Origin of the sequence: Thiemannella venezuelensis (genome assembly GCF_014203605.1) — a bacterium.
GTDB lineage: Bacteria > Actinomycetota > Actinomycetes > Streptosporangiales > Streptosporangiaceae > Planomonospora_A > Planomonospora_A venezuelensis.
This window is the reverse complement of sequence record NZ_JACHJJ010000009.1, coordinates 19,215-41,160: the sequence shown is the minus strand read 5'-3', so window position 1 is coordinate 41,160 and position 21,946 is coordinate 19,215. Positions and strand designations below refer to the sequence as shown.

Annotated in this window: 24 protein-coding genes; 15 read left to right on the top strand and 9 right to left on the bottom strand. The window is 71.9% G+C overall.

Annotated features, from left to right (window positions below; translation table 11 throughout):
• Window positions 1–78: 78 nt before the first annotated feature.
• Window positions 79–1,224: an acyl-CoA dehydrogenase family protein gene (locus tag FHS22_RS15255; RefSeq protein WP_184942204.1), complete on the top strand. Its 1,146-nt coding sequence runs from the start codon at window positions 79–81 to the stop codon at window positions 1,222–1,224.
• Between the two features lie 121 nt (window positions 1,225–1,345).
• Here FHS22_RS15255 and FHS22_RS15250 read toward each other — a convergent pair whose 3' ends face one another.
• Window positions 1,346–1,810: a hypothetical protein gene (locus FHS22_RS15250; RefSeq protein WP_184942202.1), complete on the bottom strand. Its 465-nt coding sequence runs from the start codon at window positions 1,808–1,810 to the stop codon at window positions 1,346–1,348.
• Window positions 1,811–2,059: 249 nt separating this feature from the next.
• On the opposite strand from FHS22_RS15250, the gene FHS22_RS15245 reads away from it, so the two are divergent.
• Window positions 2,060–2,269, top strand: coding sequence for a hypothetical protein (locus tag FHS22_RS15245; protein ID WP_184942554.1), 210 nt, complete (start codon window positions 2,060–2,062; stop codon window positions 2,267–2,269).
• Window positions 2,270–2,347: 78 nt separating this feature from the next.
• On the opposite strand, the gene FHS22_RS15240 is transcribed toward FHS22_RS15245, so the two are convergent.
• The 5 genes from FHS22_RS15240 to pdxH form a co-directional block, all read right to left on the bottom strand.
• Window positions 2,348–3,124, bottom strand: coding sequence for an alpha/beta fold hydrolase (locus FHS22_RS15240; protein ID WP_184942528.1), 777 nt, complete (start codon window positions 3,122–3,124; stop codon window positions 2,348–2,350).
• 148 nt (window positions 3,125–3,272) lie between these two features.
• A complete protein-coding gene (locus tag FHS22_RS15235) occupies window positions 3,273–5,522 on the bottom strand; it encodes an ATP-binding SpoIIE family protein phosphatase (RefSeq protein ID WP_184942200.1) in 2,250 nt (749 codons plus the stop codon).
• A 120-nt stretch (window positions 5,523–5,642) separates the two neighbouring features.
• Window positions 5,643–6,347 carry an iron-dependent transcriptional repressor DtxR gene (locus FHS22_RS15230; protein ID WP_184942199.1) on the bottom strand — a complete coding sequence of 235 codons (705 nt, stop codon included), beginning with the start codon at window positions 6,345–6,347 and terminating at the stop codon, window positions 5,643–5,645.
• Between the two features lie 188 nt (window positions 6,348–6,535).
• Window positions 6,536–7,798, bottom strand: coding sequence for an MFS transporter (locus FHS22_RS15225; protein WP_338047760.1), 1,263 nt, complete (start codon window positions 7,796–7,798; stop codon window positions 6,536–6,538).
• 54 nt (window positions 7,799–7,852) lie between these two features.
• A complete protein-coding gene (pdxH, locus tag FHS22_RS15220; protein ID WP_184942197.1) occupies window positions 7,853–8,506 on the bottom strand; it encodes a pyridoxamine 5'-phosphate oxidase in 654 nt (217 codons plus the stop codon).
• Window positions 8,507–8,675: 169 nt separating this feature from the next.
• Between pdxH and FHS22_RS15215 the strand changes: the two genes are divergently transcribed.
• Window positions 8,676–9,779, top strand: a complete 1,104-nt coding sequence (locus FHS22_RS15215; RefSeq protein ID WP_184942195.1) for a citrate synthase 2 — start codon at window positions 8,676–8,678, stop codon at window positions 9,777–9,779.
• A gap of 125 nt (window positions 9,780–9,904) precedes the next feature.
• Entirely contained in the window at window positions 9,905–11,014 is a 1,110-nt protein-coding gene (gene serC, locus FHS22_RS15210) for a phosphoserine transaminase (protein ID WP_184942193.1), read from the top strand.
• A gap of 97 nt (window positions 11,015–11,111) precedes the next feature.
• Here serC and FHS22_RS15205 read toward each other — a convergent pair whose 3' ends face one another.
• On the bottom strand, window positions 11,112–12,407 hold the full coding sequence (locus FHS22_RS15205) for a helix-turn-helix domain-containing protein (protein WP_184942191.1): 1,296 nt from the start codon (window positions 12,405–12,407) through the stop codon (window positions 11,112–11,114).
• A gap of 144 nt (window positions 12,408–12,551) precedes the next feature.
• Between FHS22_RS15205 and FHS22_RS15200 the strand changes: the two genes are divergently transcribed.
• From FHS22_RS15200 to FHS22_RS15175, 6 genes are all read left to right on the top strand, one after another.
• Window positions 12,552–12,941 (top strand): hypothetical protein, encoded by a 390-nt coding sequence (locus tag FHS22_RS15200; protein WP_184942189.1) that lies wholly within the window; start codon window positions 12,552–12,554, stop codon window positions 12,939–12,941.
• The gene (locus FHS22_RS15195; protein ID WP_184942187.1) at window positions 12,938–13,180 is read left to right on the top strand and encodes a hypothetical protein; all 243 of its coding nucleotides are present in this window, start codon (window positions 12,938–12,940) and stop codon (window positions 13,178–13,180) included. The genes FHS22_RS15200 and FHS22_RS15195 overlap by 4 nt, the downstream gene beginning before the upstream one ends.
• Window positions 13,177–13,533: a hypothetical protein gene (locus FHS22_RS15190; protein ID WP_184942186.1), complete on the top strand. Its 357-nt coding sequence runs from the start codon at window positions 13,177–13,179 to the stop codon at window positions 13,531–13,533. The genes FHS22_RS15195 and FHS22_RS15190 overlap by 4 nt, the downstream gene beginning before the upstream one ends.
• Before the next feature lie 238 nt (window positions 13,534–13,771).
• The gene (locus FHS22_RS15185; protein ID WP_184942184.1) at window positions 13,772–14,746 is read left to right on the top strand and encodes a hypothetical protein; all 975 of its coding nucleotides are present in this window, start codon (window positions 13,772–13,774) and stop codon (window positions 14,744–14,746) included.
• A 92-nt stretch (window positions 14,747–14,838) separates the two neighbouring features.
• Window positions 14,839–15,246, top strand: coding sequence for a hypothetical protein (locus FHS22_RS15180; RefSeq protein WP_184942183.1), 408 nt, complete (start codon window positions 14,839–14,841; stop codon window positions 15,244–15,246).
• Window positions 15,247–15,310: 64 nt separating this feature from the next.
• A complete protein-coding gene (locus tag FHS22_RS15175; RefSeq protein WP_184942182.1) occupies window positions 15,311–15,805 on the top strand; it encodes a hypothetical protein in 495 nt (164 codons plus the stop codon).
• A 69-nt stretch (window positions 15,806–15,874) separates the two neighbouring features.
• On the opposite strand, the gene FHS22_RS15170 is transcribed toward FHS22_RS15175, so the two are convergent.
• Entirely contained in the window at window positions 15,875–16,114 is a 240-nt protein-coding gene (locus FHS22_RS15170; RefSeq protein ID WP_184942181.1) for a hypothetical protein, read from the bottom strand.
• Window positions 16,115–16,401: 287 nt separating this feature from the next.
• On the opposite strand from FHS22_RS15170, the gene FHS22_RS15165 reads away from it, so the two are divergent.
• The 5 genes from FHS22_RS15165 (at window position 16,402) to FHS22_RS15145 (ending at window position 21,397) form a co-directional block, all read left to right on the top strand.
• On the top strand, window positions 16,402–16,998 hold the full coding sequence (locus FHS22_RS15165; protein ID WP_221473683.1) for a TetR/AcrR family transcriptional regulator: 597 nt from the start codon (window positions 16,402–16,404) through the stop codon (window positions 16,996–16,998).
• Window positions 16,995–17,369 (top strand): VOC family protein, encoded by a 375-nt coding sequence (locus FHS22_RS15160; protein ID WP_184942180.1) that lies wholly within the window; start codon window positions 16,995–16,997, stop codon window positions 17,367–17,369. The genes FHS22_RS15165 and FHS22_RS15160 overlap by 4 nt, the downstream gene beginning before the upstream one ends.
• A 560-nt stretch (window positions 17,370–17,929) precedes the next feature.
• The gene (locus FHS22_RS15155; RefSeq protein WP_184942179.1) at window positions 17,930–18,742 is read left to right on the top strand and encodes a hypothetical protein; all 813 of its coding nucleotides are present in this window, start codon (window positions 17,930–17,932) and stop codon (window positions 18,740–18,742) included.
• Window positions 18,739–19,116 carry a GntR family transcriptional regulator gene (locus FHS22_RS15150; protein WP_184942178.1) on the top strand — a complete coding sequence of 126 codons (378 nt, stop codon included), beginning with the start codon at window positions 18,739–18,741 and terminating at the stop codon, window positions 19,114–19,116. The genes FHS22_RS15155 and FHS22_RS15150 overlap by 4 nt, the downstream gene beginning before the upstream one ends.
• Before the next feature lie 589 nt (window positions 19,117–19,705).
• Complete coding sequence (locus FHS22_RS15145; RefSeq protein ID WP_184942176.1) at window positions 19,706–21,397, top strand: serine/threonine protein kinase; 1,692 nt, start codon at window positions 19,706–19,708, stop codon at window positions 21,395–21,397.
• Here the strand turns inward: FHS22_RS15145 and FHS22_RS15140 are convergent.
• Window positions 21,381–21,941 (bottom strand): anthrone oxygenase family protein, encoded by a 561-nt coding sequence (locus FHS22_RS15140; RefSeq protein WP_260407967.1) that lies wholly within the window; start codon window positions 21,939–21,941, stop codon window positions 21,381–21,383. The two genes, FHS22_RS15145 and FHS22_RS15140, sit on opposite strands and share 17 nt — an antisense overlap.
• Window positions 21,942–21,946 lie beyond the last annotated feature (5 nt).

Genomic DNA, 21,946 nt, shown 5'->3' with positions numbered 1-21,946 from the left:
CCCGGCCGCCTGTACCTCCAGGTAACAGAATCGTATTCTGGTCCCCAGCGAGACCGGACACCCCTGTGGAGGCAGTCAATGCAGCGAGACCTCTTCGACGAGGAGCACGACCTCTTCCGTGAGACCGTGCGCGAGTTCCTGGCCCGGGAGGTCGCTCCCCACCACGACCAGTGGGAGAAGGACGGCATCGTCCCCCGCGAGGTCTGGAAGAAGGCCGGCGAGATCGGCATGTTCGGCTTCGGCGTGCCGGAGGAGTTCGGCGGGTCGGGGATCACCGACTTCCGGTACAACACCGTGATCGTCGAGGAGGTCATCCGGATCGGCGCCTCGGGCCTCGGCTTCTCGCTGCACAACGACGTCATGGCGCCGTACTTCGTCGACACGACCAACGACGAGCAGAAGGCCCGCTGGCTGCCCGGCTTCGCGAGCGGCGAGCTGATCACGGCGGTCGCGATGACGGAGCCGGGCGCGGGGAGCGACCTGCAGGGCGTGCGGACCACCGCCCGGCGCGAGGGCGACCACTACGTCGTCAACGGCTCCAAGACCTTCATCACCAACGGCATCAACTCCGACCTGGTCGTGGTCGTGGCCAAGACCGACCCCGACGAGGGCGCCCGGGGCATCTCCCTCCTGGTCGTGGAGCGCGGGATGGAGGGCTTCACCCGGGGCCGGAACCTCGAGAAGATCGGCATGAAGGCCCAGGACACCGCCGAGCTGTTCTTCGAGGACGTCCGGGTGCCCGCCGCCAACCTGCTCGGCGACCAGGAGGGCCAGGGCTTCTTCCAGCTCATGGGCAACCTGCCGCAGGAGCGCCTGTCGATCGCCGTGGCCGCCGTGGCCGCCGCCGAGACCGTCCTGTCCACGACGGTCGAGTACTGCAAGAGCCGCAAGGCCTTCGGGCGGAACATCGGCAGCTTCCAGAACACCAGGTTCGTCCTGGCCGAGCTGGACACCGAGGTCGAGATCGCCCGGCACTACCTGGACAAGTGCATCCTCGCCCTCAACGCCGGGCAGTTGTCCGTCGTCGACGCCGCCAAGGCCAAGTGGTGGACCACCGAGCTGCAGAACAAGGTCATCGACCGCTGCCTCCAGCTCCACGGCGGCTACGGCTACATGATGGAGTACCCCGTCGCCAAGGCCTGGATCGACAGCCGCGTGCAGACCATCTACGGCGGCACCACCGAGATCATGAAGGAGATCATCGGCCGCTCCTTCGGCTTCTGAGCCCGGCGGGCGCTCATCGGTCGTGGCACCGCGGGGATGCCGCCGCGGCACCGCGACCGATGCCGGCACGCGCCCCGGGACACATGCCCCACGCCGGAGAGGCGCTCCCGGCGGCCGGGCCTCAGTTCCTGACGATCTCCTCGATCCGCGTGGCCCGGTCGCCGTCGATCGTCACCGCGGCGTAGAGGGACACCCCCGACTTCAGGGCCTTCTTGAGCTGGTCCACCGTGCACATGTGCGGGAGCTCGCCGGTGTCGCAGACGCCTGCCTGCGTGTCGAGCACCACGGTGAGCGGCCCCAGCCCGGCCTCGTGCACGGTCCCGTCGTCCTCCTGCACCGTGATCGAGTCCGCCCCCTTGAGGGAGACCTGCCCCGTCACCGGGGAGGCGGGACTCTCGCTCGGGGACGCCGTCGTCGCCTCGGGAGCGGCACCGGCGCTCTCCCCGCCTCCGGAGACGTCGGAGACCGCGGCCGGAGCGTCGGCCACGTCGTCGTCCAGCCGCTTCCGCTTCCCCGAGCAGGCCCCCAGCCCCACGACGAGCACGACCGCCAGCAGGACACGGGCCGCCTTCGATGTTCCCTTCACAGGGACCCAACCTTCCATGAACCTCTACGAATCCACATACAGGACGCATCCCACGCAGATGCACACCACGGCGGGAGCCGTACCGGCCCCGGAGCGGATCCCGGCGTGCCGTCCGCCTCCGCGGTGGACCGCCCGCGGCGCTCTCCCGCCGGGGCGGACGGCGGTGCGTCGTCCGAGAGGTTCGACCCCCCGGCCGGTCCCCTGGTTCACCCGGCCGCTGTGATATCCGCCACTCCTCCGCACCGGGCCGTGCGGCGGCGCATACTGGTCAGCGGAGACTCCCCCGAGGCGGTGACGATGGACAGCGGACTGATCCTGCTGGTGTTCCTGGCGTTCCTGTTCTCCTGGGGGCTGAACCGGGTGCGCCGGGCGCTGCGGTTCGGCCCGGTCGCCTACACGGGCGTGATGATCGTGTTCATCATCGCGATGCTCGCCGTCTGGGGCCAGACCATGCGCTGAGGCCGCGCCCCGCGGCGGGGCCCGGGAGTTCCCGGGAGGGTGCGCCGGGCCGTACGGCGCCGCTCCGGTCCGCCGCCGTCAGATCGCCGAGGCCTCCAGCAGCACCCGGGCGACCAGCTCGGGGTCGTCGCTCATCGGCACGTGCCCGCAGCCCCGCAGCAGCTTCACCCGCTGCCCCGACCACTTGGCGGCCCGTACGGCCTGCCGCCGCAGCAGCAGCCGGTCGTGCTCGCCCCAGGCGACCGTGATCGGCGCCTTCGGCGGGGCCGGGGGCATCAGCCACGCGAACGAGTCGAGCGTCTCGTCGAAGCCCGGCGCGTTGCGCAGCGCCTCGCCCGCCGCGAGGACCGCGTCGTCGGGGAGCCGTCCCGGGTGGGCCACCATCATCCCCACCGAGATCGCCTTGGCGACGGGGTTGCCGGTCGTCATCGCGGCCCGCTCCGGCGGGACGGCGACCGCCGCGGCCCGGGTGGCCCGGAGCACGGCCCGTGCGTAGGCGAGCTCCCCCCGGCTCCAGAAACCCGCCGGCGAGAGCGCGCACGCCGTACGGACGACGCCCCGGGAGGCGAGCTCCAGCGCGACGTACCCGCCGAGGGAGTTGCCCGCCACGTGCGGCTCGCGGATCCCGAGCACGGCGCAGAAGGACTCCACCGCGTCGGCCAGCGTCTCCGCCGTGTACGGCGTGCCGGGCGGCAGCGGCGGCGAGACGCCGAAGCCCGGCAGGTCCACGGCGATCACGTCGCGCTCCGCGGACAGCCGGTCGAGCACCGGCAGCCACGCCTGCCAGTGGTGCCCGATGCCGTGCACCAGGATCAGGGGCGCTCCGGCCCCGCGGCGTTCGAAGGCCAGCTCCATGGGATCCACTCAAACACCGATCGGGGCGATCGCCTAGCGGGGCGGGGCAGGAATCTCGGCGGGCGGCCGCGGGGATCTCCCGCCACCGCGCCGGCGGGACCGCCGGAGGCCTCCCGCCGGAAGCCCGGCGGGAGGACCGTCGTCGGCCCTAGCGGGACTTGGTGGGGATCTCGAACCAGACGGCCTTGCCCTCCGTGGTGGGGCGGGAGCCCCAGCGCTTGGCGAGCTGGTCGACGAGGTAGAGGCCGCGGCCTCCCTCGTCGTTCTCGCCCGCGCTGCGGATGCGGGGAAGGCGCAGGTCCTGGTCGAAGACCTCGACCCAGACGGACTCCGCGCCCCGGCGGAGCCGGAGCGTGAACTCCTTCTCGGCGGCGGCGATCTCCTCGTCGAAGCCGGGGACGTCCCAGGAGTCCTCGAACCCGTCCAGCAGCCCGCCGTCCGCCATCCCGCCGTCCATCATCAGCTCCCGGCGCGGGATGCTGGTGCTGGCCGCGTGCAGCACGACGTTCGTCACCACCTCGGAGACGAGCAGGCAGGCGAGCTCGGCGCGCTCCTCCGGGACGTTCCATCCGGCGAACGCCTCCGACGCCATCCGCCTGGCCTCGCTGACCATGATCGGCTCAGCCGCGAAGGTGCGCTCCTCGACGTCCAGGTCGGCGGCCGACGACCTGACGACCAGGATGGCCATGTCGTCGTCGATCTCCCCGGGCACGGCGACCGTGGCGGCGTCGGCGATGCGCTCCACCGAGGCGCCGGACAGCTCGACGAGCTTGTCGCAGAGGATCGCGAGCATCTCCTCGTCGCCGGGCGGCCGCTCGCCGGAGTCGCGCATGGGGCGGCGGTCCACGAGGCCGTCGGTGTAGAGGAGCAGGGAGGCGCCGGGCGGGAGCGTCCGGGTCTCCTCCTTGTAGACCAGGTCGGCGTGGACTCCCTTGGCGCGGACGCCGAGGGGCTGGCCGACCTCCTTGATGTCGAGCTCGACGCAGGCGCCGTCGACGAGCAGCAGCGGCGGGGCGTGCCCGGCGTTGGCGAAGGAGAGCTGGCGCGACCAGGCGTCGTAGACGAGGTACTGGCAGGTGACGATGGGGGGGACGCTGATGTCGGCGCCGCTGGCGTCCTGCTCGGGCGTGGCGATGATACGCGTCCACTCGTCGAGCCGGGCGAGGATCTCCGCGGGGGGCTTGTCGTCCTGGGCGAAGGCGCGCAGCGCGGCCCTGAGCTGCCCCATGACGGCGGCGGCCTTGGCTCCGCGGCCCTCCACGTCGCCGATGACGATGCCGACCCGGCCCGCGGAGAGGGGGATCACGTCGTACCAGTCGCCGCCGACCTGGGTCTGGATGCCCTGGCCGTGCGAGGCGAGCGGGGCGGCGGGGTAGTAGCGGACCGCGATCTCCAGCCCGTCGAGCTGGGGCAGGGCGCGCGGCAGCAGGTGCTTCTGGAAGGACTCCGCGGTGTGCCGCTCCTCCTCGAACAGCAGCGCGTTGTCCACCGCGAGCGCGACCCGGGTGGCGATGGCCCCGACGAAGTCGCGGTCGAAGGTGTCGTAGTGCGGGCTGCGCCGGTCGGTCAGGTTGGACAGGCCGAGGTACATCAGCCCGAGGGTCTCGCCGCGCACGCAGAGCGGGGCGACGATGGCGGAGGTCAGGCCGACCTCCGCGGCCAGCCGGGTGCTGCCCTCGCCCGGGCTGGGGTAGTTGGTCTGCGCGAAGTCCTCGACCAGGATCGTCTCCTGGCGGCGGAGCGCGGTGTCGGCGTAGTGGCCTGCCGGGTAGCGGATCTCGGCGCCGAGCGGGGCCCAGGTGTTGGGCGGCGGGCTCCAGCCCTGGACGTGGGTGGAGACCCTCCGGGTGAGCCGGTCGCCCTCCATCAGCTCGATGAAGCAGTGGTCGGCGAACTGCGGGACGAGCATCTCGGCGACGCGCTTGAGCGTCTCCTCGACGTAGAGCGAGCCCGCCAGGCGCTCGCCGATCCGCTCCAGCAGGCCGAAGCGGTCCTTCTCCCGCTCGTTGCTGCGCATGGCCTCGCGGGCGGTGACGACGATACCCGTCACCGATCCCGAGGAGTGCCGCAGCGGCACCGCCTGCGCGCGGACGTAGATCATCGTCCCGTCGGCGCGTTTGACGTCGAACGTGCCCTCCCACACGCCGCCCTTGAGCACGTGCTTGGCGAGCTCGACGGCGAGCGGGTTGTCCTTCTCCAGGATCCCCAGGGTGAACCCCGGCGGGCCACCGGGGATAGACGGGCCCGAGTGGCCGAACAGTCGCTCGGCGAACGGGTTCCAGTAGAGAAGGTTGCTGAACCTGTCGGTGACCACCACCGCCATCTCGGCCTGGTCCAGGACCGAGCCGGCCGAGAGGTGGTCGGCGGCGTCCTGCGAGAGATCCCCCCACCGCTTCATCCGGTGACCACCCCTCGGGGACGGCTGTGCGCAAAGCGAACCACGGTTGCTCCTGCTGCAGTCTCGGCGTGGGAGTGGAGGGACCCCCAGGTGGGATTCAACCAAGCAGAAGCGCGCCGGTCAGCGTGCGGCGACGAAAACGTGGGCAGCGATGTCTCGCGGAAGGTCCGCAAGAGAGTTGCCCGCCTCATCGTCACCGATCACCCGCACACCTTCGTCGCTCGCCGCGAGCGTGACCTCGCGTCCGGGTTGTATCCCAACTTGCTTGAGTTTAAGCATCACAGCGGGATCGCTTTGCACTTGTTCGCTAATTCGGCGGACGACGACGGGTATATCCCTCGTCCCGGCCAGCTCCGCCATGGACGGCAGCGGCTCCGGCACGGCTCCCCCGGAGTCCTGGACACCGAGTTCCTCCAGGCCGGGGATCGGGTTGCCGTGCGGGTCGCAGGTCGGGTTGTTCAGCAGGGTGACCAGGCGCGCCTCGACCGACTCGGACATCACGTGCTCCCAGCGGCAGGCCTCGATGTGCACCTCCTCCCAGGGCAGGCCGATCACCTGGGTGAGCAGGCACTCGGCGAGGCGGTGCTTGCGCATGACGCGGGTGGCGAGCGTGCGGCCCAGGTCGGTCATGGTCAGGTGCCGGTCGCCCTCGACCCTGACCAGTCCGTCGCGCTCCATCCGGGCGACCGTCTGGCTGACGGTCGGGCCGCTCTGCTGAAGCCGCTCGGCGATTCGCGCACGCAGAGGGACGATTCCCTCCTCTTCCAATTCGAAGATCGTACGGAGGTACATCTCCGTGGTGTCGATCAGGCCGTGTGCGGTCAAGGCTCCTCCCGTCCTGTCTCGAATGTCATGTTCGTCTCAGTCCGTCACAGTTCGCCGCGCGCACCGTTCCATGGCGCCGCGTGAACGAAAAAGTCCCGGACTCCGACCCTATTGGGAGAAACCAGGTGCCGTGGCGCGCGCCGTCAAAGGACGGCAACACCGCGGCATCCCGAACCCTTCCCTATGGGTCAGACGTCACATTTCTCCGGCCCGCGCGGCGCCGCGCGGTACTCCCGGAACGCCGGTACGGCGAGCCCGGCCGCCAGCACCGCGACCGCGCACGCGATCCCGCCGCCGACCCACGCCCCGGTGGCGCCGAACCAGGTCGCCGCGGCCCCGGCCCGCAGGTCGCCCAGGCGGGGGCCGCCGGCGACCACGACAGTGAACACGCCCTGCATCCGGCCCCGCATCTCGTCGGGCGCGTGGGTCTGCAGGATCGTCTGCCGCCACACCGCCGAGACCATGTCCGCGGCCCCGCCGACCGCGAGCAGGGCGACCATCAGCCACAGCGCGGGGGCGAGGCCGGCCGCGGCGACGCTGACCCCCCAGACGGCGATCGTGAACGTGAGGGCCAGCCCCTGGCGCCGCACCCGGCCGACCCAGCCCGAGAGCAGGCCGCCCGCGACCGAGCCGATGGCGATGCTCGCCGTCAGCCAGCCGAACGCGATCAGCGAGCCGCCGAACCGCTCGTCCGCGATCTCCGGGAACAGCGCCCTGGGCAGCGCGAACGCCATGGCGATGACGTCCACGACGAACGACATCAGCACCACGCGGTTGCCGGCGATGTAGCGCAGGCCGTCGACGACCGAGCGCAGGCCGGGCCGGGTCACCTCGCCGAGGGGCGCGAGCCGCGGCAGCCGTACCGCGGCGTAGAGGCTCGCGCCGAACAGCACCGCGTCGGTGAGGTAGACGGCGGCGAACCCGCCCCGCGCGAGCACGACGCCCGCGACCAGCGGGCCGATCACCGCGCCCATGCTGCTGACCAGGAAGTTGAGCGTGTTGGCCGCCGGGACCAGCTCCGCCGGGAGCAGCCTGGGGATGATCGCGCCCCGGGTCGGGCTGGTGATGGCGAAGCCGGTGGCGTGCACGGCCACGGTCGCCAGCAGCAGACCGACGCTCGCCGCGCCGAGGAGCGTCTGGAGCAGCAGGGCGAGCGTCGCCGCCCAGGCGACCAGCGCACCGCCGATCAGCAGCCTGCGCCGGTCGACCGCGTCGGCGACGGCGCCGCCCCAGAGCCCGAAGACGACCAGCGGGACGAGGTTGGCCGGGCCGAGCATGCCGACCCAGAAGGAGGAGTCGGTGGTCTTGTAGATCTGCGCGGCGACCGCCGTCGAGGTGAGCTGGAAGCCCACGAACGACACGCCCTGGCCCGCCCAGAGCCGCCGGTAGGGGAGGACGGCGAGCGGCCGGACGTCCACCATGTGCCTGCGCACGAAAGCCGACAAGCCCACAGCTATCCCCCTTGGCCGGACACCTCCGGATGTTCCCGCGAAGAGACCAGGATCTCAGGGAGCCAGCCGCTCGATCACCCAGGAGTCCCCCGAGCGGCGGTAGCGGAGCCGGTCGTGCATGCGGTCGAGCTGGCCCTGCCAGAACTCCACCTCCGCGGGCACGACCCGGAAGCCGCCCCAGAAGTCCGGCACCGGTGGCTCCTGCGGCCAGCGCCGCTCCAGCTTGGCGTACCGCTCGTCGAGCTCCTCGCGGGAGCCCACGACCGCCGACTGGCGCGAGGCCCAGGCCCCGATCTGCGAGCCGTACGGCCGGGACCGGAAGTAGGCGGCCGACTCCTCGCGCGGGAGCCGTACGACCGTGCCCTCCACGCGCACCTGGCGGCGGATCTCGTGCCAGGGGAACAGCAGGCTCGCCCGCGGGTTCTCGGTCAGGTCGCGGCCCTTGCGCGACTCGTAGTTGGTGTAGAAGACGAAGCCGCTCTCGTCGTATCCCTTGAGCAGCACGGTCCTGGCCGCCGGCCGGCCGCCCGCCGAGCAGGTCGCGACGACCATCGCGTTCGGCTCGGGGAGCCCGGCGTCCACGGCCTCGCCGAACCAGGCGGCGAACTGCGAGACGGGATCGGGTGCGAGGTCGGCCTCCAGCAGGGGTAGGCCCTCATAGGTACGGCGAAGCCCCGCCAGCGACGGCGGGCGCGAGGTGTCGTCCACGGAACGGTATTGTCGCGTGTCCGGCGGGGAGCCCGCGCACCGCCCCTCACCAGGGGCGATCGCGTTGGGGCGGGTCCGGTGACACAGCACCGCGACCCTACGGGTTGAATATGACTCGCCGGTATCTCGACATCAAGGCTTTGACTTCAAGAAAGGGAGGCGGCCGAGAATGTCCGACTTCAAACCCGGGCTCGAAGGCGTCGTAGCTTTCGAGACGGAGATCGCGGAACCGGACAAAGAAGGGGGCGCCCTCCGCTACCGGGGCGTCGACATCGAAGAGCTGGTCGGCCGCGTCTCGTTCGGCAACGTGTGGGGCCTGCTCGTCGACAACAAGTTCCAGCCGGGTCTCCCCCCGGCCGAGCGCTACCCCATTCCTGTCCATTCCGGTGACATCCGCGTCGACGTGCAGAGCGCGCTGGCCATGCTGGCCCCCCACTACGGGTTCAAGCCGCTGCTCGACATCGACGAGGACGAGGCGCGCGACAACCTCGCGCGCGCAAGCGTGACCGCCCTGAGCTTCGTCGCCCAGTCGGCGCGCGGCCAGGGCCAGCCCGTGGTCCCGGAGAAGCGGGTCGACGAGGCCGAGAGCATCGTCGAGCGCTTCATGGTCCGCTGGCGCGGCGAGCCCGACCCCAAGCACGTCAAGGCCATCGACGCCTACTGGGTCTCCGCGGCCGAGCACGGCATGAACGCCTCCACCTTCACCGCCCGCGTCATCGCCTCCACCGGCGCCGACGTCTCCGCGGCGCTGAGCGGTGCGGTCGGCGCGATGTCGGGCCCGCTGCACGGCGGCGCCCCGGCCCGCGTGCTGCACATGATCGAGGGTGTCGAGCAGGTCGGCGACGCCGCGCAGTACGTCCGGAGCGAGCTGGACAAGGGCCAGCGCCTCATGGGCTTCGGCCACCGCGTCTACCGCGCCGAGGACCCCCGCGCCCGCGTGCTCCGCCGTACGGCCAAGGAGCTCGGCGCGCCGCGCTACGAGGTCGCCGCCGCGCTGGAGAAGGCCGCGCTGGAGGAGCTGCACGCCCGCAAGCCCGACCGGGTGCTCGCCACCAACGTCGAGTACTGGGCCGCGGTCATCCTGGACTTCGCCCAGGTGCCCTCGCACATGTTCACCTCGATGTTCACCTGCGCCCGCACCGCGGGCTGGGCCGCCCACATCCTGGAGCAGAAGCGCACGGGCAGGCTCGTCCGCCCCAGCGCCGACTACGTGGGCCCCGCCCAGCGGTCGGTCAACGACGTCCCCGGCGCCGCCGAGATCCTCGGCGGCTGACCCCGGCACGCGCACGGCCGCCGCGAGGGCTCCCCACGCGGCGGCCGTCCCGCATTCCAGGCGCTTCCGTCTCAAACCCCGGACCCCGGTCTAGTCCAATCGGCGGGCTTAGTAGGCTGGTCAGCGTGGCTGACATCGTGATTCCCTCTGACCTCAAGCCCGCCGACGGCCGTTTCGGCTGCGGGCCCTCGAAGGTGCGCCCCGAGCAGCTCTCCGCGCTCGCGGCCTCCGGCTCCTCGGTGCTGGGCACCTCGCACCGCCAGAAGCCGGTGAAGTCCCTCGTCGGGCGCGTGCGCGCGGGCCTGTCGGAGCTGTTCTCCCTCCCCGAGGGGTACGAGGTCGTCCTCGGCAACGGCGGCACCACCGCGTTCTGGGACATCGCCGCCTTCGGGCTCGTCCGCGAGAAGTCGCAGCACCTGCACTTCGGCGAGTTCTCCTCCAAGTTCGCCTCCGTGGTGGCCAAGGCCCCGTGGCTGGGCGACCCGAGCGTCATCAAGTCCGAGGTCGGCAGCCACCCCGAGGCCGTCACCGAGGCCGGCGTGGACGTCTACGCGCTCACCCACAACGAGACCTCGACCGGCGTCGCGATGCCGATCAGGCGGGTCGGCGAGGAGGGCTCGCTCGTCCTCGTGGACGCCACCTCCGGCGCCGGCGGCCTGCCCGTCGACGTCAGCGAGACCGACGTCTACTACTTCGCCCCGCAGAAGAGCTTCGCCTCCGACGGCGGCCTGTGGATCGCCCTGATGTCCCCGGCCGCGCTGGCCCGGGTCGAGGAGATCGCCGGCAGCGGGCGCTACATCCCCGAGTTCTTCAGCCTGCCGATCGCGATCGACAACTCCGCCAAGGACCAGACCTACAACACCCCGGCGGTCGCCACCCTGTTCCTGCTCGCCGAGCAGATCGAGTGGATGAACGGCAACGGCGGCCTGGCCTGGACCACCGCCCGCACCGCCGACTCGGCGAGCCGCCTGTACACCTGGGCGGAGAAGACCTCCTACACCACGCCGTTCGCGGGTCCGGAGTTCCGCTCCAACGTGGTCGGCACGATCGACTTCTCCGACGAGGTGGACGCCGCCGCGGTCGCCAAGGTGCTGCGCGCCAACGGCATCGTCGACACCGAGCCCTACCGCAAGCTCGGCCGCAACCAGCTGCGCATCGCGATGTTCCCCTCGGTCGACCCGGCCGACGTCGAGGCGCTGACCCACTGCATCGACCACGTGGTCGAGCGGCTCTAGTTCCGCCCCTGCGGCCCGGGGACGGCTCTTTGGTCCCCGGGCTTCGCCTTGCGTCCCCGCACCCGTCTGCACGCCGTACGGCCCCGCCGAGGACCCGTCAAGCGCTGTGACCGGAGGACCCGGCGGGTGCGCATAGTTCCCGGTACGCCTCGCGCAGTTCGGTGGCCCTGGACATGCGGCGCGCCTCGACGGCGGCGATCACCTCGGCCGCGCGCCAGTGATTCGACGGCACCAGCAGACCGCTCGTCAGTGCGGCGAGCGTGATGTGCCCGGCCTCGTCGGACTGGTCGGACTGGTCGGCGGCCAGCAGAGCGAGGGCCAGGTCGAGCCGGGCGGACACGGCTCTGCGTGGCCGCGGCGGGCCGTCCACCGTCGACTCCAGGCGGGCGAGCACCCCGCGGGCGTACGGCTCGGCCGCGGGATCTCCGAGCCACGACAGCGTCGTCGCCGTGTAGGCGTCGCTCTTGGCGGGGTCGTACCGGTAGTGGTGTTCAGGCCGGTCGGGTGTCGCCAAGGGTGCCACCAGGCGCGCGACCCGATCGAGCGCGTCGCGTGTCTGCGGACCGGCACCGAGCCGCGCCCACGCGCGGCCTTCCTGCGCAGTCGCCTGGATGTGGGCCGAACTCCCCTTCGGCGCGACCCGCTGCGCCCCCTGGGACAGGCTCAGGGCGTGCCGGTAGTCCCCGGCGGTGAGGACCTGCCACGCCTCCGTCTCCAAACACCACGCCGCGATCTCGGGATGCTCGGCGTGCTCCGCCAGCCGGGCGGCGGTCCGCAGACGAGCGGCACCGGCCGGAAACTGACGGAGGTCGATGTGACAGGTGGCGGCGAGCAGCGACAACCAGCCCCCGGCCACGAGCAGGCGCCGATGCTCGGCGAGCGTCTTCCTGGCACCGAGCAGCCGGGAGACATAGGCGAGGTACCGGCACGTCCTGCCGAGCAACTCCGCGGGCGGCGTGCCGGGATACGCCACCGCCAGATCGTCGACCGCCGCCTCCAGCCGCTCAAGCGTCTCGGCGCCGACATCACTGGCGGCCACGCGGCGCGCCAACTCCATGGCGTCCAGCTCATCGTCGACGACGGCGCCCCGCCGGCCATCCGCCCGGACACCGTCGCCGAACAGCTCTGACTCGCATACGCCGAGAACGCGCGCGTACAGCACACGGTACGGATCGTCGGGATGGTGGTGACCGGCCTCGTACGCCTTGATCCTGCGCACCATGGACTCTCGGGAGGGGAGACGGGCGCGGGTGCCCTCATCGGCCGCCTCGAAGAGCCGCCGGGCCATCTCGCGCTGGCTCCAGAGCCGGTCGCGTCGCTCGGCGCGGAGCCGTACGGCCCATGCGGGAAGGTCTTCGGCGGCCACGGGCACCTCCGGGGGGCGGGGGGACATCCGCTGTTATCCCCCAGTGTCCCCCAGCCGCACCTGTGCCGGAGGGATTACGCAGCGCTGTGATGGGAGGTGAGAAGAAAAGGCGGGACCCGCAGGCGCTGACACGCCGTGCGGGCCCCTTGATCAGGAAGTGAGTCCTGACCCATGAGCAAGGTTAGAGCCATCAGGGTCCGGTGGAGGGCGGATGCCCCACCGCTGCCGCTCGGCTGCCGGTGGTGCGGCCACGCCCCCTACTCCCACGAGGCGCGCAGCCTGCCGCACCGCCGTGACCACCTGTGGGAGCAGCCCACGCCCGCGCAGGTACACGCCCGGACGACCGCGCGGCGGCGGCTCGGCCTGGGCGGGCCGGTCCCGCCTGCGGCGCCGAGGTGTCCCCTGGAGGTCCGTCCGCCCGCCGTTCCCGAGGCCCGGCCCGGATTCCGCGCACGGCCGGTACCGGCCGCCGCCGTCCACGGCCGGGGCCGCTCGCCCGACGGCGTCTCCCCGCCCTCGCGCGAGCCGTACCGGAGAGCGGTCACGGCGGTGGCGGTGTGACGCTCATGACCTACGACGAGGAGTTCCCCTACCCGCCCGCGCTGACCTGGGAGCAGGCCGACTCGCTCGCCGCGTGCATCGGCCGCGCGTTCCCCGGGTGGACGGTCTGGCGGGCCCACCGCACCTGGTACGCCACCTGTCCCGATCCGGGCGGCCTTCCCCGCACCCTGCACGCCCCCGCCCCCGATGCCCTGTGCGAACAGCTGGCGGCCCGCGCCGCGACGGACGAGAGCGGATGACGATCTCCGAAGCGCACGTCCGAACCCCCGGCCCGGCGGTCGCAGGGGTCGTCTCCGGCCAGGAGGCCGCCCCAGTCTCCTGGCCGTGCCCGGGACTGTCACCGCATCCGCTCCCGCCGACGGCGGGTGTGGTCGAACTGGACTGGCGGCCCCTCGCGCCGGGCGACGCGCGGCGGGTGCTCGCCCACACCTGCTCCTGCCGCTCCACGGTGTTCGAGCTGCGCAGCCTCGGCGGGAGGCTCGTCGTGCGCCGTACGGTCCGCCACCTCGGCACCACGCACCACGCGGGTCCCTGGACCCGTCGTGAAGGCGAGCGGTGGTGGCTCCGCCTGCTCACCGGCCAGGCGCGATAGAGCAGGCGCGGCGGCATGGAGAGGACGCAGCCCACGAACCTCCCGTGCCGCCGTGCCATCCAGCCCGCCCCTGCGTGACTTTCCTGATCGAGGCTCGGGTGAGACCTGTGCCCTGCAACCGACCATCATCAGGCCAAGAAAGGACATACGCCTTATAAGGGAGAAATAAGCACATGAGGTTGGGCGTACGCCTTTCGGCATCTCTTTCCCATCCTCATCTCTTCCCTCGGAGCTTCCCGTGCGGCCTGCCCTCCCCCTTCCTTCCTCCTGCGGTTCGGTCGCGCGCGCGGCCCTGGCCGCGGCAGCCGCCGCCGTCGCCCTCTGCGCCGCCGCGTCACCGGCCGCCGCGTCACCGGCCGCCGCCGCACCCCGCGTGCCGGACCCCGACCGGTCCTCACCCGTGTCCGCCGCCTCCTCGCAGGCCCGGCCCGCAGGCTCCAATGCCGCCACCGCGCTCAAGCGCCAGTTCGTCACCGGCCGCGGCGTCAAGATGACCGAGGTCATGACGATGACCTACCCCGATGACCCGCAGGGACCACCCACCAAGTCCGTCACCACGGGCGCCTACCGGTTCGGCCGCTCCGGCGTGACCGCCTACGACCTCACCTGGACGATGAAGCCCGACCTGCTGGACATGCGGACGCGGATCATCTCCCTGCCCAAGGCCACCTACGTCGCCGGCAAGATCTTCTCCCTGCCCGAGGGCAAGACCTGGATGCGCATGTCCCCCGGCCCCTCATTCAACTTCACCTCGCAGCCGATCAACGCGCTGGAGCCGTCCACCCTCAAGCACCTGATCGCCACGGCCAAGACGACCCGAGACGGCCAGCGCGTCGGCGGCGCCCGCACCACGGTCCGCTCCGGCGTCATCACCGTGGCCCAGCTGTACGCGGCCTCCCCCTCCTTCCGCAAGCAGCTCGGAGAGAGGCCCCGCGGCATCGGCGCCAAGCTCAAGCTGCGCTGGAAACTCTGGTTGGACGGCGATCAGCTCACCCGCCGGCTGACCAGCTCCTACACCGAGACCACCCAGAACCTGACCTACAGCTCGCAGATGACCGTCACCACCAAGACGGAGTTCAGCCACTGGGGCGGCAAGGTCACCGTCACCGCTCCGCCCGCCGCCTCGGTCATCGACAGCGAGGACGTGGAGTCCCAGGACGCCATGACCGCACTCCCCGGCGCGCGCCTGCCCGTCCCCGGCCGGAGCCGGTGACCCCCGGCGCGGTCGGTCACATGGTCACGCGTCCGCCGGTGAGACGGACTTCCTGGGTCACGAAAGGTGCCCTGCGGGACACAATGACGTGTGTGCCGTATTTCGCATGCGCGTCCTGCCGTCGGCCCGTCACTCCGCGACTGACCGAGATTCCGCTGCCGCCGGAGGTCCCCTCCCCGGAAGGGCGGACGGAGCACTTCAGCGACCGGATCCGGGCCGCCCGCATGCCGTCCGGGACGTACTCCCGCACCACGCGGCCGGACAGGTGGGCCAGGGAGCCGGCCGGGTTCGTCGTCCACCCCGACGACCTCCTCGGAGTCGAGCCCCACCCCGACTACAGGCGGCGGACCGGATGCTGCGGCCTCGACGGGTCCTGCGGCCCCAACCTGGTCTGCGCCGGCTGCGGGAGCGAACTCGCGACCAGGGAGGCCGACTGCCACACCCAGAACCAGGTGACCCTCGGCTTCGGGGCCGCCGTACGGTCGTTCACCGACGACTGAGCCCCCACCGCCCCGCGGCTCGCGGTGGACCGGCGGCATGCGCCGCGGCGCGTAGGGTGACGGCGTGACGGAGACACCGGCCACGGGCTACGACGGCCTGTCGTCCCGCCTCGTCCCGGTGTCCGGGTTGCGGGAGTTCCTGCTGGACTGCTTCGGGATCGCCGGGCACGAGCTGTTCGTCGGCCACGCCGACCGGGTCGCCGAGGACCTGCGGGACGTCCCGCAGGACGCGGTGTTCGCCGCGTTCTGCACCTACCGGGAGGTTCGCGGCCACTTCGCGATGGGCTTCGACGTCGGCGTCGAGGGGCGCCTCGCCGACCGGGTGGGCCGCCGGGAGTTCATCGAGAGGCTCGCCGCGCGCTTCGGCGCGTTCGTGCTGTACGGCGAGGCCGAGCCGCCGGGACTGTGGACGGTGGTCCTGCCGGACGGCGGCCGGCTGCGCGCCGCGATGGACGAGGACGACGACGAGGACGACCTGTTCACGCTCCACGCGGCCACGGCACCGCTGCCGGGCCTGCCGGAGGTCCCCGTGGACGGGGGTCTGTGGCGGATCCGCTGAGCGTCCGGCCCCCCGGACCGCTCACCGCTCGCCGCGGCGGTGTCTCCCGAACACACCCCCGGGAACCGGTCACCGCCGGCGATGGACGATCTTCTCCGTGGAGCGGCCGGGGCCGTCGACGGCCAGGTTGGGCAGCGGCCGGATCGCTCCGCTGTCGCCGCCCTCGGGGTAGGGCGGGACGACCAGGCGGCCGCTGCGGCTGGCGATGCCCACCTCGACCATCCGGTCCCAGCCCTTGAGCCGCAGCGGCGGGGCGGCGCCGAACGCCTTGACAGTAAGGCACATCGCCGCGTTCTCGTCGTCGGTCATGATGGCGGCGCTGCTGCCGAGCCGAAGCTGGGTACGGGCTACGCCGTACGACGCCACCACCGAACACTGGGGACGTCCGACGGACGGGTTCGCCGGCTCGGCCGGGGTCGTGCGCGTAGTCGAACTGGCAGATCAGGTCGTTGCCGGAGGTGAAGAACAGCTCGCCGGTGACGGCCCGCCGACAGCAGCCTCACGGTCCGGCTGCCGTTAACCCATTGACGGAGTGAGCACTCACTCCTAATGATGAGTGCATGACGGACACCCCCACCCGGCGGCGAGCGCCGGCAATGAGCGCCGAAGACCGCAGAGCGATGATCACGGCCGCGACGCTGCCTCTGGTCACCGAGTACGGCGCCGCGGTCACCACCAGTCGCATCGCCCGGGCGGCCGGCATCGGCGAAGGCACCATCTTCCGGGTCTTCACCGACAAGGACGACCTGCTGCAGGCCTGCCTGAGCGAGGCGATGAACCCTGAGCACGTGCTGCGCGAACTGGCCTCGATCCCTCTGGACGACCCGCTCACCGACCGGCTGGTCCAGGCGGCCGAGGCGCTACGCGCCCATCTGGAGCGCATGGGCGCCGTGATCGGCGCCCTGCACGCCTCCGGCCACCGCCGCGGGAGAGCCCCCGGCGACCAGCCCGCCCCGGGCGGCCGGGAAGCCTCGATGAAGGCGACGCACGAGGCCGTCACCGAGCTGATCGAACCCGACCGCGCAGCACTGCGCCTGGAACCGGAGACGATCGCCTCAGTCTTCCTGGGGATGCTGTCCCCCTCCCGCCCCGCCTCCGGCCAGGCCGGGCCGTCCCCGCAGACCATCGTCGACGTCCTCCTGCACGGTGTCCTCGCGCACGGCGCCTTCGCCGCTCCGGGGAGCCCGGCATGACCATCACGCTGAACCACACCATCGTGCCCGCGGCCGACCACCGTCAGGCGGCCCGCTTCTTCGCCTCGATCATGGGCCTGCCGGAGCTGCCGCCCGCCGGCCGAGGTGGCCACTTCGCCCCCGTGCGGGTCAACGAACAGCTGACCCTGGACTTCATGACCGTGGCCGACCCCGTCGGCATGCATCTGGCCTTCGATGTGGACCCGGCCACCTTCGATGCGATCCTGACCCGCCTGCAGCAGGCGGGCGTGCCCTACGGCAACCGCCCCACCGAGCCCGACAACGGCCGCATCGATCACCCGCTGTGCGCGCGCGGGCTGTTCTTCGTCGATGCCGCGCGCAACCTGTACGAGGTGATGTCATCGGCCTGACCCCCGGGCCGGACCGCTCCCCTGCTTCCGGAAACACGCGATCTGGCCGGCCGCGGCCAGATACGTGCCACGACGCCACCGGCTATCGATGACGTCCGGCATCACTGACAGCAACCGGCTCTGGCTCACTTTCGATGACGTGATGACCGTGTGTGAAGAGATCGGCCTTGAAGGGGCGCCAAGCCGATCTCGACCCTCCGGCGACCGGCGTCCCCCTTACCGCCGAACAGCCACCGCTCGCTCTGCGCCACCGCAATCATGAAAGCGAGCCAGAGCCGGTTGATGTCAGTCATGGCGGCGTCAGCGATGGCCGGTAGCTCTGCCGTATGGCATAGCCCGTATGGGGCCTCGGCCCTGCAGAGAGATTCGACGAGTTCATCGAGATCGTCGATCCTCCGGTCAGCCGCTGGTGGTGCCGGCCGCCGTCCGCTTGATGGTCCACGGCGACGGCCGCCGAGGCGGAGCTCGCGCCACCAGAACAGCGGGCACTCGCAGGAGTTGACTTTGTCGCAACCTATGACGCATTGTATTGATACAAAGCTTGCGACAAAGGAGACGCCATGACCCGCCGACCCCTACCGGACACCGACCCCCCGGCGCGCACGACCGAGCTGCGAACAGCGGGCGAGTGGCTGACCGCGCACGGCCTGGCCGACGCCCACCCGACCCCGCTGCTGGCCAGCCGGCTGACGGTCCGCAGGCGCGCCCGCCTCGCCTCTTACATCCTCCTGGCCGTGCTGATCATCGCGAGCGCGCTCGCCGCGATCTCCGCCTTCGGCGGCGGCCCGCTGCCGCTGCCGGCCCTGACCGCGCTGGCCGTCGTCGTGGCCGCGCTGCTGCTGGCGCAGTCGCTGCTCCACCGGTGGGTGCGACGCGTCGACCAGCGGGCGGGCGCGACGCTGTCACGCAGGGCCGCCCACCTGATCCAACCCGGCTGGCGGGCCGTGCTCGGCCGGCCGTACGCCCTCTTCACACTCGCCACGTTCACCGGCGCGATGGCGCTGACCGCAAGCGCCCTGGCCGTTGCCGACCCCACTGTGCGGCAGCTGGCCGTCGTCGCGCTGATCGGCCTGCTCGGCGCCACAGCTATCACCGCCCTGCAGCTGCGCCACCTGATCAGGCACCCGGTCGTGGCGGAGGACGAGGAGTCGCTGACCGCCGACGTCATCATGCGCGTCGAGGACGCCCGCGAGCTCGTCACGCCGAACGTGCAGTGGTCGCTGCCCATGGTGCTGCTGTTCGGCACCGCGCCCGGCTGGTGGGGCGCCGCCGCCGTCGCATCCCTGCTCCTGGGCCTGGCCGCGCTCATCGCTCTGCACGCCAGGACGCCGTCGAGCGCGGCGGTGGCCCGGCGGGTCGTGAGCGTCCGATGATCGTCATCGATGCCGGCTCGCCGGTACCGCCGTTCGAGCAGCTGAGGGCCCAGCTCGCCCGGCAGATCCAGGACCGCACACTGGCCGTGGGCGCCCGGCTGCCGACCATCCGCCACCTGGCGGCCGACCTCGGCCTGGCCGTCAACACGGTCGGCCGGGCCTACCGGGAGCTGGAGGAGGCGGGGCTGATCGAGACGCGCGGGCGGGCAGGCTCGTTCGTGTCGGCCGCCGGCCAGGAGGGCCGGGAGCGGGCCCGTCGGGCCGCCGCCGACTACGCGGCCGTGATCGCCAGCGTCGGCCTCGACACGGGCGAGGCGCTCCGCATCGTGCAGGCGGCCCTGACGTCCGGCCCGGCGGCACCGGCCTCATCATGACCGCCCCCCGGCCGCGGGAGCTACAGGGGCGGGGCGGCCGGACGGGTGACGCCGGTCCCGGCGCGCTCATCGCGGCGGGTACGGAGTGCGTCCCGCAGCGCGAAGGCTCTCAACGCGGGAAAGAGCACCGCGTGAGGGCCTCCGGTCCTCTCCCGGGGGGCGTCATCACCGCCTCCCAGCATCATGCCGTCTGCCCTCTTGGTGACATGGTGAGGACACGCAGCAGCCGGAAACGGCTGGGGAAAACTCCCTGACATCAATCGGGCGCGGGATCACTGACATCAACCGGCTCTGGCTCACTTTTGATGATTGACGCGGCAGAGCGTGATGCGCGGATCGGCGGTAGTGGAGTATCCGGATCCGCAGGAGATCGAAGTCGGCGCGTCCGAACAACTGCCTCTTCAGGAATTTGATCTCGTTGACGAGCGGCCGCCTGTGCGGGTGGTCCGTCACGAGATCGCGATCAACGACAGTAGGCGCCGGCACTCTCCGGACTCACCCTGAGTCACTAATCATCAAAAGTGAGCCAGAGTCCAACAACCGGGCGCGCAACCGCCGCCGGGGCGACGTCCGCCACTATGATCACGGCGTGTCCAGAGTGCGCGAGTTACGTAAAAATGACCCGAAATCTCTGGGTCCATATCGGACGACCGGCTTCCTCGGCGAGGGCGGCCAGGGCTCCGTTCTCCTGGGGCTGGCGCCGGACGGCTCCCGCGTCGCCATCAAGGTGCTGCACACCCGGCTCGCCGAGAAACCCGAGGCGGTCAGGCGTTTCCGGCGCGAGGTCGACACGGCCCGGCGGGTCGCCCAGTTCTGCACGGCCCGCATCCTGGACCTCGGGGTCGAGGACGGCGTGCCGTACGTCGTGAGCGAGTACGTCGAGGGCGTCTCCCTGGAGGAGACCGTCCGCGGCTCCGGCCCGCTGCACGGGGACGACCTGGTCAGGCTCGCGGTGGGAACGGTGACCGCGCTGACGGCCGTCCACCGGGCGGGCATCGTCCACCGGGACTTCAAGCCGTCCAACGTCCTGATGGCCGCCGACGGGCCACGGGTGATCGACTTCGGCGTCGCCAGGGCGCTGGACGTGACGTCCGTGACGTCCAGCGGCGTCGTCGGCTCGCCCGCGTACATCTCCCCCGAGCAGATCCGGGGCGGTCCGGTGGGCCCGGCCGCCGACCTGTTCGGCTGGGCGGGGACCATGGTCTTCGCGGCCACGGGCGCTCCCGCGTTCGGCGCCGACTCCGTTCCCGCCGTGTTCCACCGGGTGCTCAGCCTCGATCCCGACCTGTCGGCCGTCCCCGAACGGCTGCGCCGCACACTCTCCGCCTGCCTGGCCAAGGACCCCGCCCTGCGCCCGGACGCGCAGGAGGTGCTGCTGGCCCTGATGGACGAGGGCCACGTGCTCGCCGAACCCCCGCGCGAGGCCGTACGGCCCGGGGAGGGGAACCGCGCCAGGAAGATCGTCCTGTCCCCGGCGGCGGCCGGCGGGACCGCCGTGGCGGCCGCCGTCGCCGGGGTGGTCTTCTTCTGGCCCCTGGGCGGTACGGCGGGTCCGCCCCGGGCCCAGCAGGCCCCGCCGGTCCCCGCCGCGACGGAGACGGTGACGGCGACCGCGGCGCCGGCCGCCGCCCTGACACAGGAACCGTCCCCCACCCGCTCGTCCCGCCCGCGCACGCGGACGACACCGGCACCGACCCCGGCGCGGGAACCGCAACCGGAACCGACGCGGACCCCCACGCCGGAGCCGTCCCCCACCGCCTCCGGGGCGACCTGGAAGACCGACTCCGACCTCATCCCTGGTCCGTGGAAGGTGCTCGGCCCGCGCGGCGTCGGCATGACGGGCTTCGCGGACGGCACCTGGCGCGGACTGCTCTGGGGGAAGCGCCCCAAAGGCACCCACTTCACCGTGTCCGTCCGAACCAAGCTCCTCGCGACCGGAGACACCTCGCCGACCCCGAAGTACGGCCTGCTGCTCTCCCACACGGAGGGGCACAACGACATCGGCGTCTATATCGAGACCAAACCCGGATACGCGCTCGCCACCCGGGTCTGGGACGACGGCACCGCGAGCGACGAGCGCACCGATCTTCCCGCGGATTTCGACCCGGCGGACTTCCACACGCTGAAGGTCGTCAGGAAGGGTTCGCACTACCACTTCTTCCTCGACGGCGTGAAGCTGCAGTCGAGGACGGCCGACGTCGACCCACAGGGACACGGCTGGAACGGCGTGGCCGCCACGGACAGCAAGGTCACGTTCAAGAAGTTCACCCAGACGAACTGACGGCGGCGTGCCGGCCGTGGAGCATCAGCGCCCGGACCAGGCAGGCCAGGGCCACCGTCGAGGCGACGGTGCGGGTGGTGTTCCAGCTCACCCAGACCCCTTCGTAGGCCGCGCGCACCGCACCCGGGTCCGTGAGGGCGGCCGGGTCCCCGGCGGCGGCGAGCCGGTCGTTGAGGGGAACGCTGATCCCCGTGGTGATGCCGAAGGCGGCGCCGTACAGCACGAGTGCGGCGAGGACCCAGGGGAGCACCGGCCTGCCGTCCCGCTTCAGGTGCAGCGCGGCGGCGACGGCGGTCACCAGCAGGGCACCGAAGAAGGCGGGCGCGAACCAGACGTTGCGCACGGTCGCGTTGATCCACTGCATCGAGGCGATGAAGACGCGGTCGTCGACTCGGGCCAGCCCGATCATGACGGAGCAGGCGTAGGCGTAGAAGAACCCCGCGATGAGTCCCATGAGCGTCGTCGCGGAGGCCAGCGCCCAGCCGCGGGCGAGCCTGCCGCCCCGGCTCGGAGGGATCGCGACGGACGGCGGGGAGAGCGGCATGGCAA

Bases quoted from the DNA above. Each gene is read 5' to 3' on its own strand.
- FHS22_RS15255 (WP_184942204.1), top strand. From the start codon at position 79: ATGCAGCGAGACCTCTTCGACGAGGAGCACGACCTCTTCCGTGAGACC.
- FHS22_RS15240 (WP_184942528.1), bottom strand. From the start codon at position 3,124: ATGGAGCTGGCCTTCGAACGCCGCGGGGCCGGAGCGCCCCTGATCCTG.
- FHS22_RS15235 (WP_184942200.1), bottom strand. From the start codon at position 5,522: ATGAAGCGGTGGGGGGATCTCTCGCAGGACGCCGCCGACCACCTCTCG.
- FHS22_RS15215 (WP_184942195.1), top strand. From the start codon at position 8,676: ATGTCCGACTTCAAACCCGGGCTCGAAGGCGTCGTAGCTTTCGAGACG.
- FHS22_RS15205 (WP_184942191.1), bottom strand. From the start codon at position 12,407: ATGTCCCCCCGCCCCCCGGAGGTGCCCGTGGCCGCCGAAGACCTTCCC.
- FHS22_RS15200 (WP_184942189.1), top strand. From the start codon at position 12,552: ATGAGCAAGGTTAGAGCCATCAGGGTCCGGTGGAGGGCGGATGCCCCA.
- FHS22_RS15190 (WP_184942186.1), top strand. From the start codon at position 13,177: ATGACGATCTCCGAAGCGCACGTCCGAACCCCCGGCCCGGCGGTCGCA.
- FHS22_RS15170 (WP_184942181.1), bottom strand. From the start codon at position 16,114: ATGACCGACGACGAGAACGCGGCGATGTGCCTTACTGTCAAGGCGTTC.
- FHS22_RS15165 (WP_221473683.1), top strand. From the start codon at position 16,402: ATGAGCGCCGAAGACCGCAGAGCGATGATCACGGCCGCGACGCTGCCT.
- FHS22_RS15160 (WP_184942180.1), top strand. From the start codon at position 16,995: ATGACCATCACGCTGAACCACACCATCGTGCCCGCGGCCGACCACCGT.
- FHS22_RS15155 (WP_184942179.1), top strand. From the start codon at position 17,930: ATGACCCGCCGACCCCTACCGGACACCGACCCCCCGGCGCGCACGACC.
- FHS22_RS15150 (WP_184942178.1), top strand. From the start codon at position 18,739: ATGATCGTCATCGATGCCGGCTCGCCGGTACCGCCGTTCGAGCAGCTG.
- FHS22_RS15140 (WP_260407967.1), bottom strand. From the start codon at position 21,941: ATGCCGCTCTCCCCGCCGTCCGTCGCGATCCCTCCGAGCCGGGGCGGC.